The 14,245-nt window shown below is 72.0% G+C and carries 9 protein-coding genes and 1 pseudogene; 3 read left to right on the top strand and 7 right to left on the bottom strand.

Translation table 11 applies throughout. From position 1 onward, the window contains the following. Positions 1 to 1,537: 1,537 nt before the first annotated feature. Together ACWEVN_RS11190 and ACWEVN_RS11185 are read left to right on the top strand one after the other, a co-directional pair. On the top strand, positions 1,538 to 1,936 hold the full coding sequence (locus ACWEVN_RS11190) for a histone-like nucleoid-structuring protein Lsr2 (RefSeq protein ID WP_449682455.1): 399 nt from the start codon (positions 1,538 to 1,540) through the stop codon (positions 1,934 to 1,936). Positions 1,937 to 2,092: 156 nt separating this feature from the next. Next, on the top strand, positions 2,093 to 3,490 hold the full coding sequence (locus ACWEVN_RS11185) for an alpha/beta hydrolase (RefSeq protein ID WP_449682454.1): 1,398 nt from the start codon (positions 2,093 to 2,095) through the stop codon (positions 3,488 to 3,490). Positions 3,491 to 3,522: 32 nt separating this feature from the next. On the opposite strand, the gene ACWEVN_RS11180 is transcribed toward ACWEVN_RS11185, so the two are convergent. Then, a complete protein-coding gene (locus ACWEVN_RS11180; RefSeq protein WP_452051116.1) occupies positions 3,523 to 5,538 on the bottom strand; it encodes an AMP-binding protein in 2,016 nt (671 codons plus the stop codon). 217 nt (positions 5,539 to 5,755) lie between these two features. Further along, positions 5,756 to 6,580, bottom strand: a pseudogene (locus ACWEVN_RS11175) (substrate-binding domain-containing protein). Between the two features lie 479 nt (positions 6,581 to 7,059). Here ACWEVN_RS11175 and ACWEVN_RS11170 point away from each other — a divergent pair. Further along, a complete protein-coding gene (locus ACWEVN_RS11170) occupies positions 7,060 to 9,324 on the top strand; it encodes a glycoside hydrolase family 3 N-terminal domain-containing protein (RefSeq protein ID WP_452051115.1) in 2,265 nt (754 codons plus the stop codon). Between the two features lie 5 nt (positions 9,325 to 9,329). Here the strand turns inward: ACWEVN_RS11170 and ACWEVN_RS11165 are convergent, their stop codons facing one another. From ACWEVN_RS11165 to ACWEVN_RS11145, 5 genes are all read right to left on the bottom strand, one after another. After that, on the bottom strand, positions 9,330 to 9,974 hold the full coding sequence (locus ACWEVN_RS11165) for a hypothetical protein (protein WP_449682451.1): 645 nt from the start codon (positions 9,972 to 9,974) through the stop codon (positions 9,330 to 9,332). A 32-nt stretch (positions 9,975 to 10,006) separates the two neighbouring features. Next, positions 10,007 to 11,281 (bottom strand): ABC transporter substrate-binding protein, encoded by a 1,275-nt coding sequence (locus ACWEVN_RS11160; protein WP_449682450.1) that lies wholly within the window; start codon positions 11,279 to 11,281, stop codon positions 10,007 to 10,009. Between the two features lie 54 nt (positions 11,282 to 11,335). Then, positions 11,336 to 11,926: an RNA polymerase sigma factor gene (locus tag ACWEVN_RS11155; protein WP_449682449.1), complete on the bottom strand. Its 591-nt coding sequence runs from the start codon at positions 11,924 to 11,926 to the stop codon at positions 11,336 to 11,338. 210 nt (positions 11,927 to 12,136) lie between these two features. Further along, complete coding sequence (locus ACWEVN_RS11150) at positions 12,137 to 13,501, bottom strand: serine hydrolase domain-containing protein (protein ID WP_449682448.1); 1,365 nt, start codon at positions 13,499 to 13,501, stop codon at positions 12,137 to 12,139. Positions 13,502 to 13,567: 66 nt separating this feature from the next. Then, positions 13,568 to 14,206, bottom strand: a complete 639-nt coding sequence (locus ACWEVN_RS11145) for a LysE family translocator (RefSeq protein WP_449682447.1) — start codon at positions 14,204 to 14,206, stop codon at positions 13,568 to 13,570. Between the last annotated feature and the right edge of the window lie 39 nt (positions 14,207 to 14,245).

Here is a 14,245-nt window from a genome sequence, read left to right as displayed (position 1 = left end):
TGTCCAGAAATCGCGGAGCTTTCCCCGGACAGCGAGTAGTACAGCGACAGTTTTTGTTCACTCTTCTGCCGGAAAATGTTACCTCGATTGGGAGGTTTGACTTTACAGCAGAGCGCTCACCAGCGAAGACACCGCGTCACTCGGGTGACGAAGCCGGGTGACGCCGGAAGTATGCCGGTTTCGGGAGTTGTGGTTCAGCTTACGGGACGTCACCCGATTGGCGGGTAACACGGAAGAGAGAGCCGCATCGGCGAAATGATCGATCGAAGAAGGGGCGGCGGAGGGCGGGACGCAGATCCTTGGCGGGTCCCGCCCAGTGGGCCGAGTTGACGCGGGAATGCCGGGGTAGCGGATTGAGCGGAGGGTGAACGGCGTTCACCCTGCCGGGGAGGCGGCGGGGGTTGGTCGAGGCGGGCTGCCGGCGGTGATGGCGGCGAGCGGCACCGCGGGTTTGCGGCACCGCGGGCTTGCGGCTTGGCGGGCCTGCGGGCTCGCGGACTCACGGCTTCGCAGGCCTCCGGGCTCGCGGCTTCGACCAAGCCCGGCGGCGCGGAGCTCCCCACTGCGGCAGGCGACCCAATGGGCGTGGGACTGCCCGCCGCTCGCGGCGACCCCGCGCCCACCGGCCGGGCCACCGCCACCCAGCACCGGCGCAGCCGGTACCGGCGGGCCCGCCACAGTCAGGGCCCGCGCCTCGCCCCGCACTCGCCGACCGCGCCACAGCCAGCGCAGCGCACCCCATCACCCCAACAGCCGGCCCATCGCGCCAGCCGACCCCCGCCACGGCCGGCGCCCACCGGCGCCAGACCTCGTACCCGGCCAGCCCCGCGCACCCTGCACCGAACCGCAAGCGGCGTCCTGCGCCGCCCGCCACCCCGCATGCAGCCAAGCCGCCCCCGCCACCCAACGCCCGCCGATCCCCGCCCCGAGCAGCGTTCCCCGGCCGATCCCCGCCCAGCCGCCGACCTCGCCCCTGCCACCCAACCGCGGCGAGCGCCCCGCACCCACCCCGACCCACATTCCCACCCACGCCACCCACCCGAGCCGCATTCCCGGCCGATCCCCGCCCCCCGGGCCGCAGACCCCCGGCAACACCCGCCCACCCGCCCCCTTTGATCCACAACCACCGGAATTGCGCCCGGCACGGTCACGCCATCCCCCACCGAAGCCCCACCCGGAACCACTTCACCCCCGACCCGGAAACCGCCGGACGACCCACCCCTCCACCGTCCGGAAAGGACGTCCACAATAGACCCCTCCCGGGCCATACCGGGCGAACTCAGCCTCTTCGCCCGCCGCGACCCCGCCCACCCCCGCCCACCGAAGTCGTTCTTCACCCATTGAGGCGACACCCACCCCATTCCCACCCCCGGCTCCTTGGCGCTTCGCTCCGGGCAATTACGCCGAACGGACCCGCCCCCGTTTTACCCGCGAGTTGAATTCCCTTTCGCGCCGGTTGTGGATACACTTCCCCGGGAACGCGGGCGCTTTTCGCTGTTCGCGTTCTCGAGCGCACATCCACCGGAGGAGCACCCAAGTGGCCCAGAAAGTCTCCGTCGAGATCCTCGACGACATCGACGGCAGCGCCGCCGCCCAGACCGTCCAGTTCAGCCTTGATGGCGTCACCTTCGAAATCGACCTTTCCGACCGGAACGCGGCCGCCTTGCGTGACGAACTGGCCCGCTACATCGGCGCCGGACGGCGGGTCGGCGGGCGGAAGGTGCGCGTCGCCACCGGGCAGTCGACCACCGCCTCCGATCGTGAGCGCAACCAGCGGATCCGGGCCTGGGCGAACGCGAACGGCTTCGACGTCTCCGAGCGCGGGCGGCTCTCCTCCGAAGTCGTCGCCGCCTTCGAACGGGTGCACGGGGACGACGCGGAATCGCCCGTTCCGTCGCCGCGCAAGCGCGCTCCGCGCAGGAAAGCCGCCGCCTGACTCCCGAAAACGGGAAGAAACATTTCCCGGCCCTCTCGCCGGCGCGCGCCGGAATAACCGGCCGCGCCGTGGTAATGCCTGATCGGCCCTTGTGGTCCAGACCCGCCCGCCCTACGGTCGGCGAGGTCCGGGCCGTCACGGGGAGGAGCCGAAAAGGTGCTGGGAACCGTTCTGGCGAGCGCACTTCTGCTGACCGGCGCCGCTCCGGCCGTCGCCGACGCCGGCTGGACACCGGTGCCGATCGTCTGGTCGGCGTGCCCCGATGACCCGGACAGCCCCACACCGCCGGACGGCGAGTGCGGCACGGTCCGGGTGCCGCTGGACTGGAACTCCCCGCACGGACCGTCGATCGACCTCGCCGTGGCCCGGCACCGGGCCACGGATTCCGCACACCGCCTCGGGGTGCTGCTGGCGGATTTCGGCGGCCCCGGCTCGTCGAACACGGAACTCGCCGTGACGCCGGCCGTGTTCAGCCCGGAGATCCGGGCCCGGTTCGACGTCGTGGGCTTCGACGTGCGCGGCACCGGCCGCAGCCACTTCATCGAGTGCGAGAACACGGGCGCGCCGCGCAGCGACGAGCCGGCCGGGCCGGCCGAGTTCGCCGCGCTGCGGACCTACAGCGAGAACCGAGTCTCTGCCTGCCGCGCCCGCAACCTCCCCGTCTTCGACCACGCCGACACCGGCCTCAACGCCCAGGACATGGACGCGGTCCGCCGCGCGCTGGGCGAAGCGCGGCTCAGCTTCTTCGGCATCTCCTACGGCACGCTGCTCGGCCAGCAGTACGCCGAAAAGCACGGGGACCGGGTTCGGGCGCTGGTGCTCGACAGCACCATCGACCACAGCGCCGGCCTCACGCGGTTCCTCGGCGACCGGGCCGCCGCCGCGGACGACGCGTTCCGCCAGTTCGCCGCGTGGTGCGACCGGACGACGACCTGCGCCCTGCACGGCCAGGACGTCTTCGCCGTCTGGGAGAAAGCCCTCTCGGTGACCGCCGCGGAGCCGCTGGCGCAGAACGAGCTGCGCGACCGGGTGCTGAAGGACATGTACCGCCCCGACTACGCCGACCTGGGCGAGGTGATCGCCGAAGCCGCGGCCGGCCATCCGCCGATGACGGCCCAGTTCTCCTTCAACTACGACTCCATCCGGCTCGCCGTCATCTGCCAGGACTTCGACCTCCGGATCCGCAGTTTCGCGCAGTACTCGGTGCTGCACGCCGAAGAGCTGCGCCGCGGGCCGATCATGCGCGGCAGCACGTTGAGCCACAGCGAAGCGATGGCGTGCCTGGGCGTCCCGGGCCCGCCGTCGAACCCGCCGCACCGGCTGAGCATCCCGCGCGCGCCGCAGGTCCTCCTGTTGAACTCCCTGCACGACCCGGCGACGCCATACGCCTGGGCCCTCGCCATCCACCGCCAAGCCCCGGCGAACACCACGTTGGTGACGTACGAAGGCGCGGCCCACGGGGTCTTCGACAAGAACACCTGCACCCGGTCCGCCGTGGCACGCTACCTGCTGGCGCTGGAAGTGCCGGACCGCGACATCAGCTGCCCGGCCTGACCCCTACCCCACAGGAGGCGTCGCCGGGCCGGTCACCAGCGGTAGTTACGGCGCAAAGCCCGCTTCACCACTTTCCCGGTCGCATTGCGCGGCAGCTCCTCCACGAACACGACGTCCCGCGGCACCGCGAACCGCGCCAGGCGCTCCCGCACATGCGATCGCACCGTGTCCGCGTCCAGCTGGGCGCCCGGGACCAGGACCAGGTAAGCCGCCAGGCGCTGGCCGTACTTGGCGTCGCGGACTCCGACCACCGCCGCCTCGCGGACCTCCGGGAGGCTCAGCAGCACTTCCTCCACCGGAGCCGGGGCCACGTTCTCGCCGCCCGAGACGATCATCTCGTCTTCGCGGCCCTGGACGAACAGCAGGCCGTTCGCGTCCACGTACCCGCGGTCGCCCGTGTCCATCAGGCCGTCGCGGACGTCCAGCTGCTCTCCGTCGGTGTACCCGTCGAACAGCAGGCGGTTGCCCACGTACAGCCGGCCCGTCGCGCCCGGTGGGACCGGGGTGCCCGCGCGGTCCAGGACGCGGATCGCCGTGCCGATCGGCGGGCGGCCCGCCGTTCCACGGGCCGCGCGAAGGTCTCCCGGGCCGGCGATCGCCGCCCACGACACCTCCGTCGAGCCGTACAGGTTGTAGAGGATGTCGCCGAAGGCGTCCATGAACTCCTCGCCCAGCCGGCCCGGCAGGCCCGCGCCGGAGCTGGCGACCACGCGCAGCGACGACAGGTCGTAGCGGGCCCGGATCTTCTCCGGCAGGTCCAGCAGCCGCCGCAGCATCGTCGGCACCGCGAACAACGCCGTGCAGCGCTGCTTTTCGATCATCGACAGCGTCGCTTCGGGGTCGAACCGCCGGGGCAGCACCAGCCCGGCCCGCAGTGCCATGGCGAGCTGGAGCGCGGCCAGGCCCCAGGTGTGGAACAGCGGCGCGGCGACCAGGATCGGTTCCCCGGCCCGCAGCGGGATCTCCGAGAGCACCGCGGCGGCGTCCGCGACGTTGTTCGGCGTCGGGCGGCGGGCGCCCTTCGGCGGGCCGGACGTGCCCGAGGTGAGCACGACGAGCCGGCCGGGCTTGGCCGGCGGGGCGAGCCGGGTGGGCTCCTGCGCTTCGATCAGCCCTTCGATCGTCGGGCCGTGCCACCCGTTGCCGGGCGGCCAGGTCCACAGCTGCGGGATGTCGGACGGCAGCTGCCCGCGCAGGGCCGCGAACTCGGCGTCGGCGAGCACGAGCTGGGAGCCGTGCCGCAGGGCGAACTCCGCCGCCTGGCCCAGGGCCAGCCCGGTGTTCATCAGGGCCACGTCCGCGCCGAGCTTGCTGCAGGCGATCATCGCCTCGACCATCGCGTTGTGGTTGCGGCACATCAGGAGGACGCGCGATCCCTCGGTGATGTCGTAGCGCTTCAGCACCGCCGCCAGCCGGGTGGTGCGGTCGTCGAGCTCGCCGAAGGTCCGCTCGGAACGCTCGTCGCACAGCGCGAGGGACTCCGGCGCGCGGCGGGCCACCGCCTCGTAGCCGCCGGCCAGGGTCGAGCCCCAGCGGCCCACCGCCCGCAGCTGCCGCAGCGTCCCGGCGGGCTGGGCCGGGGTGAGCACGCCGGCCTTGACGAGGATCCGGGCGAACTCGCGCTTCGTCGGGCGGGACGGCAGCGGATCGGCCGCGGGGACGCCGCCGAGGTGGTCGCCGATCGCCGCGACCGCGTCCAGGATCCGCTGCCGGATCCGCGGGACCGCCGGCGACCGGCCGTCGAGCAGCGTGAGCAGGAGGGTGATCGCGCAGCCTTCGGGCACCGGGCGCAGCACGACGGACATCCGGTGCCGCCGGCCGGACCAGGCCAGGTGCTCGTTCCGGCGGTGGACGAAGATTTCGGCCTCGCCCTCGCCGCCGGCGCGGTACCGGTAGCGGGCGCCCCGGCCGGTCGCCTCGGAAACCGGTTCGCACGCGGTGATCCCCCGGACGAACCGCGGGTACAGGTGCGGGCTGCCCACGATCGTCCACACCGCCGCGGGCGGGTGCGGCAGGGTGACGGTGATCTCGAGGAGTTCGGGCTCCATCAGAACACGGCGGGAGGCGCCGGCACGGTGGTCATGACTCGGCTTTCTCCCTTTTGTCGATCCGGGGGTTCGGCCTTTCGGCCGCTCTGCCGAGCATCCGTTTGCGCCGGCCGTCGTGTCAACACGCGGTCGCACGATTCGATGTATTCAATCGTGTGGAGCGCGCGAAAACCAGCGAACCGCGGAGTGCTTCACAGCTTTCTCACGCCGCGGCGGATCACCACGGCGGCGGGGCGGTGCTGCCCCGGACCACCAGGGACACCGGAACCCGTTCGAGCGTCGCCGACCGGACTTCGCCGAGCAACGTCCGCACCACCCGGTCGCCGAGTTCGGCGAACGACTGCCGGACCGTGGTCAGCGGCGGCCAGAAACTGGCCGCCTCGGCCATGTCGTCGAACCCGACGACACTGACTTCGCCGGGCACCGAGCGACCGGATTCGTGCAGCGCCCGCAACAGGCCCAGCGCCATCTGGTCGTTGGCCGCGAAGACGGCGGTGACCGCCGGGTCGCGGGCCAGCACCCGGCCGAGCGTGTAGCCGGACTCGGCCGTCCAGTCCCCGACCACCGGCACCGGAACCGTGCGGTCGAATCGCGTCAGCGTCCGCCGCCACGCGCGTTCCCGGTGTTCGGCCGCGAACGAATCCGTCGGGCCCGCGATGTGCTACACGGTTTCGTGGCCGAGGGTGAGCAGGTGCTCGGTCGCCAGCACCGCGCCCTGCGCCTGATCGGTGTCCACGGTCGGATATCCGGCGCGCGCGTTGGAATCGACGACCACCACCGGGATGTCCTCCGGGAAAACGATTCCCGGCCAATCCAGGGCGTATTCCTCGACCAGCACGACCAGCCCGTCGACGGCGTGGTTCCGCAGCTCCCGGAAGGCGTCGGTGACCGCGTCGCGGCTCGGTTTGCCCAGCGGCATCAGCTTGATCGCGTACCCTTCGGCCGCGGCCGACCGCGCGACGGCGTCGAGCGTGCGGCTGTTGCCGAGCGTGGCCAGTGTCGAGGTGAGCACGCCGATCGAGCGCGCCGGGTCCGGCAGCACGACGGCCGCACCGCCGCAGAGGTCCCGTCCGGTCCGTTCCCGCACGCCGCCCACCCCTCATCGGTCGCCCACACGACGACTGCCGTCGCTTCGAGGTCACCACAGCGACGGGCGATGTTCACCTTGACGTGAGCAACACCGCTGTTCGCGACGCTCGTCAGCCACTCGCCATCCGCCGCGAGAAGCGGCTCCGACCTGGGCACCTGTGCCGCCGGAGGCCCCGGCGGCCGACGGCCGTCCCGGGCGGCTCGTGAACAAGATCACTAAGCGACCGCTCAGTAACAGGCTAACACCGGGGCGAGGACCGGCCGCGAGCGGTGGTGTGGCGGGGTGACCAATCAGCGCGTTCGACGGATTCGACGGCGACCTCTCCCCGCTGGGCCACGGCTTCCCGTTCACGCGGCCGTGCTCGCCGGCCGTGGCTAGGCTGGGCGAGCCTGACCGAACGAAGGAGTTCCGCCTCGCGAAAGGTCCCCGCCATGTCGCAGCAGGTGCAGCACGACACTTCGGCCGACGGTGGGGTGAACCGGCGCCGGGTGCTCGCCGGCCTCGCCGGTTCCGTCGCCTCCGCCTCCGTCGCCTCCTCCGGACTGCTCGCCCCCGCGGCCGAAGGGCAGACCGCGCGCCCCGAGCGGAATCCGCGGGTCGAAGCGCTGCTCAAGCAGATGACGCTCGCCGAGAAGATCGGCCAGCTCCAGCTCGTCGGCGACGAAACCACCGCCCGCGCCGCTCTCGCCGGTGGCCGGCTCGGCGGCGTCTTCTCCGTCGTCGGGGCCGCGAAACTCAATGCCCTGCAACGCATCGCCGTCGAACAGACGCGTCTGAAGATCCCGCTCGTCTTCGGCCTCGACGTCATCCACGGGTACACCACCAACTTCCCGATCCCGCTCGCCCAGGGCGCGAGCTTCGACCCGGCCGTCGCCGGCACCGACGCCGCCGTCTCGGCCAAGGAAGCCCGCAGCAGCGGCATCCACTGGACCTACGCGCCGATGATGGACGTCACCCACGAGCCGCGGTGGGGGCGGATCGCCGAGGGGTACGGCGAAGATCCCTACCTGGCCACGCAGTGCGCCGTCGCCAAGGTCCGCGGCTACCAGGGCAGCGACTACTCCGCGCCGGACCGGGTGGCCGCCTGCGCCAAACACTTCGTCGCCTACGGCGGCGCCGAAGGCGGGCGGGACTACAACACCGTCGACGTCTCGCTGCAGCGGCTGCACAACCTCTACCTGCCGCCGTTCAAAGCCAGCGTCGAAGCGGGCGTCGCCACTGTCATGGCGAGCTTCAACACCATCAGCGGCGTCCCCGCGCACGGCAACGGCTACGTCCTGCACGACGTCCTCAAGGGCGCCTACGGCTTCCGCGGCTTCGTCGTCAGCGACTACACCGGCGTCGAGGAACTCATCCTGCACGGCCTGGCCGGCGACGGCGCGGACGCGGCGGCGGCCGCCCTGCCCGCCGGTGTCGACATGGAGATGGTCAGCACCAACTACGCCCGCTTCGCCGAACGGCTGCTGGCCGAGCGCCGGATCACCCGCGACCAGCTCGACGACGCCGTCCGCCGGATCCTGCTCGTCAAGGTCCGGCTCGGCCTGTTCGAACGCCCGTACGTCGACGAAGCCACCGAGGTGAAAGCGCCTTCTCCGGCCGCGCTGGCCGCGTCGCGGCAGGCCGCCGGGCGGTGCATGGTGCTGCTCAAGAACGACGGGCCGGTGCTGCCGCTGGCGAAGTCCGTCGGCTCGGTCGCCGTCGTCGGGCCGCTCGGCGCGGCGACCTACGACCTCAACGGGACCTGGGCGGGCCTCGGCACCGGCGCCTCGACGACGCCGCCGGTGACCGTCGTCGACGGGATCAAGGCCGCGGCCCCCGGCGCCACCGTGACCTACAGCCCCGGCTGCACGGTCGACGGGACCGACACCGGCGGCTTCGCCGCCGCTCAGCAGGCGGCGCGCGCCGCCGACGTGACGGTCGTGGTGGTCGGCGAAACCGCCGCGATGAGCGGCGAAGCGGCGGCTCGCAGCAGCATCGACCTCCCCGGCGTGCAGCAGCAGCTGGTGGCCGCGATCAAGGAGACCGGGAAGCCGTTCGTGGTCGTGCTCGTCAACGGCCGCCCGCTGACGATCCCGTACCTGCACGACAACGCCCCCGCCATCCTCGAGGCGTGGGCCCCCGGTGTGCAGGGCGGCCACGCGATCGCGGACGTCCTCTTCGGCGTGGTGAACCCGGGCGGCAAGCTGCCGGTGAGCTTCCCGCGCGCGGTGGGCCAGGTCCCGATCCACTACAACCACGAGAGCACCGGGCGCCCCGCCGACCCGGCCAACAAATACACGTCGAAGTACCTGGACCTGGCGAGCGGACCGCTCTACGAGTTCGGCCACGGCCTGTCCTACACGACGTTCCGCGTCGACACCCTGCGGCTTTCGGGCACCCGCCTGCCGGCCCGCGGCGGCCGGATCGAGGTGAGCGCCACCGTCACCAACACCGGCGGCCGCGCCGGCGACGAGGTCGTCCAGCTCTACCTGCGCGACCCGGTCGCGAGCATCGTCCAGCCGGTCCGGCGGCTGCGCGGCTTCCGCCGGGTGACCCTGGCCGCGGGCGCGTCGACGACGGTGTCGTTCACCCTCACCCCGGACGACGTCGGGTTCTACGACAACACCGCCCGCTTCCGCGTCGAGCCGGGGAAGATCGAGGTCTACGTCGGCACCAGCTCGGCGGCCACGCTGTCGGGGAGCTTCACCGTGGTCTGACCCGCTCAGCCGGCCGGTGCGGGGACGGCCGGGAGGTGCAGCCACGCGCGCGTCGTGGTTTCCTTCACGGCGGCGAACACCGAGGTGTAGCTCCCGGGATCGCCGAGCTGGATGTGGCGGATGACCTCTTCGTAGAACCAGTTCGACGTGATGACCGCGATGTCTCCGTCCGAGGCCGACAGGGCGTCCTTGACCGCCCGGGAATCGAGGAGCCGGAACGCGTGGATGATCGCCGAGCCGGTGAAACCGTAGGCGTCGCGGGTTATTTCGCCCGCGTGCAGCGCCATCCGCAGCCGGATCCGCTCCTCGGCCGCGTGGGCGTCGTTGTGCGCGAGCAGGTTCTTCGCGAGTTCCTGCGGCACCCGTTCCCCGAAGACGGCCTTCGGATACGCTCCCGGGGCCAGCAGGAGCACGCCGTCGCCGAGGTCGCTCCGGTGGCAGCCCTGCCACCGGACGCCGGAGGCGGCCAGGGCCTCCTCGACCGCTCGGTACAGCCCGGACCGGACGACGACCCGGTGGAGATTGGTCCGTTCCGGAGCGTTGAAGCGTTCCACGTCGACGGCGAGGATCGTGTAGTGCATGGCGTCCGCGATGGGCTTGATCCTTCGCTCGGTGGTCGGCTGGGGGGCCGGGGTCTTCCGGTAGGGCATCTGTTCTCCAGGTGGGGCGTGGGTGTGGCCGATCAAGATCCCGGCAGCCCGGCCATGAGCACGGTCGTGACGTTGAACGGCGTGGACAGCATCTTCTGGCTCAGCATCAGATCGGCGACGCGCTGGAGGTCGCCGAGATCCACGTAGGCGGGGTAGCTGCCGACGCGGACCTCACGGGCGGTGCCGGCGTCGATGCCCAGGTACTGCTGGAACACCTGCTCGCGGACATCGCGGTTCTGCACGTCGCCGACGCCACGGGCGAGCGCCCGCTGAAAGGCGCCGATCACCTCCGGCCGGCTCGCGGCGAAACTCGCCGGAGCGACCCAGCCGGACATCGGGATCTCGAAGTTCAGGTCGAGCCCGAGATCGAGCAACTGGACCGCGCCGGCTTCGGCGGCCCTCGTCACGAACGGTTCGGCGACGACGGCGCCGTCGAGCTCGCCGCGCTGCATCGCCGGCACCATCGCCCGCATGTCCATGGTCTTCCAGTCGATGCCGGCGGGATCGCCGCCGGCCTGCCGGATCTCCGAGATCGCGAGCAGGTCCGAGATCGATCCCCGGCTCGTGACCCCGATCCTCTTGTGCGCGGCCTGGTCGGGCCGGGTGAAGGACCGGTTCGGCGCACCGACGAGCATCAGGTGGCCGGGTTTGGCGACGTAGGCCGGGGCGATGACCTTCAGGTCCGCCGCGTGGGTGGCCTGGGCCATGAACATCCCCGGGTAGCTGCTGAAAGCGATGTCGAGCCGGCCCGTCCGGAGCCCGCGAACCGCCTCGGGACCGCTGGCCACGGTGGTGACCTGGACGTCCAGGCCGGCCGACCGGAAGTACCCCTGGTCGACGGATCGGTAGAAGGCGGCGACGTCGACGAGGGGCAGGACGCCCACGTGGACCGTGATCGGTGGCGGCGCCGCCGGTTGCCCGGACCCGCGGCTCCACGAGAAGCCGCCGACGACGGCCGACACGACCAGCACCACCGTCAAGACGACCGCGGCCGTCTGCCGGCGCTTGCCGGAGGCCCGGTTGCGGCCCGCGTCGAGGCCGTCCGGGCCGCGGCGTCCGGCTTTCCGGCGCGACCCCACCAGCCGCAGCGGCACCGCGACGGCGCCCGGGTGCGCGTCCGGGCCGGTGCCGCTGATGGCGAGCAGCTCCCGGCCACCGGGCCTGCGGCGACGCGCCGGGTGGCCGGACCCGGTACCACCCCGTTCCGACGGCGCGGAGCCCAGCGCCCGGCGAAGATCCGCCAGGCGCCGGTCGAGCTCGACGTCGTCGATCTCGCCGGCCGTTCGGCCGAACCATCCGAGAACCATGCTCCCCGCTCCTTCGCTCGTTCTGTCCATTGCGCTCAGTCGGCTCACGTGCTCTCAGCGGTGGGGCGTGCCGAGAGCCCGCCGGAGCCTTTCCCGGCCTTTCTTGTAACGGCGCTGCGTCATCCGCAGGCTGATTCCCAGGATCTGCGCCGTTTCCGGTAGGGAAAGTTCGTCCAGGCAGACCAGCGTCACGACTTCTTGCAGGTCGCCGGGCAGCGCGCGGAGTGCGTCGAGGGCGTCGATGATCTCGGCCCGCCGGTCCGCGAAATCCTCCTGCCGCAGGGATTGCACGGTGATCAGGCTCTCCGACGGCAGCAACACCTCCCGGCCGTCCGTCCGCGACTGGTCGATCACGAGATTGCGGGCGATCGTCAGCGCCAGCGGAACCAGGCTCGCCGCCTCGGCACCGGGGTTGCGGTCCAGGTGCTGCTGAAGCCGCAGGACGGTCTCGGCGACGATGTCGTCCGGATCCGCCCGGCGGGCGTGCGCGCAGGCATATCTCCTGATCTGTGGACCGACGAGTGCGAAAAGTTCGGTGAGGTACGGTCTCCCTTGATCGGCGGGCCGGGTTTCCCGATCACTGGTCACCCTCACTCGCTTTCGGCGAGCCGGCGACCAGTGGCCCGGAATCTCCCCGGACCGCAAGTACGCCCCCGGACCATGCGCTCCACGGGTGATTCCTGATCGATGGCGTCGACGCTCATGCTCAGGAAGACGAATCGATCACGCCACCGCGACAGATATCACCCGATCGGGTGGTATCGATTGAGTGACGGAAAAGTAATGCATTGACGCAACGTGGTCCTTCGAACTCCGCAGGAATGAGCGGATCCGGCCGCGGAATCGCCCGCGACTTCAGCCGCCGACACCGACCGCACGGGTTTGCAAGCGTTTGCGCCATTCCCGCCGCACGTACGGGAGGCCGTTGAGGTGGACCACCGGCACTGACCCGTCGCGCCACGCGGTGGCGCCGAGCACGATCCGGTCGGTGCCGGCGTGCGGGCCCCACGGCGGCGCGCCCGGGCCGTGGCGATCGGCGCTGCGCCACACCGCGCGCTGGTGCGGCACCAGCACGGTGCGATCGCGGTCGGCCGTCAGCTCCAGTTCGGCGCCGCCGGTCACCGTCAGCGTCGGCGCCCCGGTCCGGACGTACTCGCCGTGCACGGCTTCGGTTTCGACGGCGAGCCCGAAGGCGCCCCCGGCCGCGTCGGTGCGGCCGAGCCCGTCGAACAGCTCGCGCAGCAGCCGGTAACGCTCTTCGCGCAGCTCTTCGCCGCGGTTGTCCAGCCACACCACGCCGCGGCCGGCGGCGGGGTCGATGACGAGCTTGGCCCACATCCCGCCGAAGAACCCTTCGTGACCGATCTGGCGGATGCCTTGCACGGCAGGCGAAAGGGAGCAGCCGAGGCCGTAGCGCAGGTCGACGTCCAGCCGCGGGTCCGCGTGCGGCAGGTGCATCTGGGCGAGCTCGGGGCGGGCACGCAGGTGGTGCGCCCCGAGCCGGGCCAGGTCGAGCGCGGTGGAATAGCACAGCGACGACGGCTCGTGCTTGGCCCCGGCCTTGGCGCCGTGGTCGACGCGCAGCCCGTCGCCGCCCGGAAGGTGGTGCTGGGCCAGCGGGTAGGTCATCGCCACGGCCGGGTCGTGGGTGCTGCGCGCCATGCCGAGCGGCTCGAACACGTGCTGCCGGACGACTTCGGCGAAGGGCAGGCCGGTCACCTCCTGCGCGACCAGGCCGGCCAGGCTGACGCCCAGGTTGCTGAACCCGTAGAACTCCCCCGCCCGCGCCAGCACCGGCGTCCGCGCGAAGTCGTGGCGCACCGCGGCCGCGAGCCCGCCGGGGTCCCGGCTCAGCCCGTCGTGCAGCACGGCGTCCGGGAGCAGCCCGGACCGGTGGCTCAGCAGGTGGCGCAGCGTGGTGCCGTCGCTGCCGGTCCCGGTGCGGCGGCGCAGGCCGCCCAGGTAGCCGTCGACCGGCGCGTCGAGGTCGAGGACGCCGTCGGCGGCCAGCGACACGATCATGGTGGCGGTCACGAACTTCGCGACCGAGTAGACCCGGAACACCGTGTCCGGGGTCATCGCGTGCTGGGTCTCGGCGCTGGTCACGCCGTCGGCGACGGCGATCTCGGGCCCGGCGGCGGTGAAGGTGCACACGACGACCCCGGGAACGTCGTGCTTGCGGCGGAAACGCCGCAGCGCGCGGCGGACGACTTCGGTCACGGAACTACCCCTCAGTGCACGGCGAACAGGGAACCGCGCCCGCTTTTTGAGCGCCGAGAGCGAAAGTCAGCTGGTGGCGACCAGCGTGACCCCGAGGCCGACCAGCGCGGTGCCGGTCACCCGGTCGAGGGCCTTGCGCGGGCCACTGCGGCGCATCAGGCCGGACAACCGGGCGGTGAGCAGCACGAACAGCGCCCACCACAGGACGCCCAGCGCGATGTCGAGGGTGCCCAACACGAGCACCTGCGCGGCGGCCGGGCCCGCGGGGTCGAGGAACTGCGGCAGGACGCTGACGAAGAACAGCGCCGCCTTCGGGTTGAGGACGTTGGACAGGAAGGCCTGCCGGAACACCCGAGCCGGCCGGAGTTCGGTGTCCGGCTCCTCGGGCGGCGGTTCGGCTTCCTCGGTGCCGCGGCGGCGCCGCCACGACTGCCACAGCGCCTGGGCCCCGAGGAACACCAGGTAGGCGGCGCCGACGAGCTTCAGGACGGTGAACAGGACCGGGCTGTGCAGAAGAGCGGTGGACACCCCCAGCGCGGCAGCGGCCATGTGCACGCACAGGCCGCACTGCACCCCGGCCGCGGCGAGGAACCCGAAGCGCCGGGCCCGGGCGGCGGCGCGCAGGACGACCATCCAGTCCGGGCCGGGGACCACGTAGGCCACCATGACGACGCCGGCGAACGCCAGCAGCACCCCGATGCTCATGTCCCGCCCTCCCGCGGTACCGGATCCGACACGGTCCGT

The organism is Amycolatopsis sp. NPDC003861, from assembly GCF_053605405.1.
This window is presented reverse-complemented; position numbering and strand designations above follow the sequence as displayed.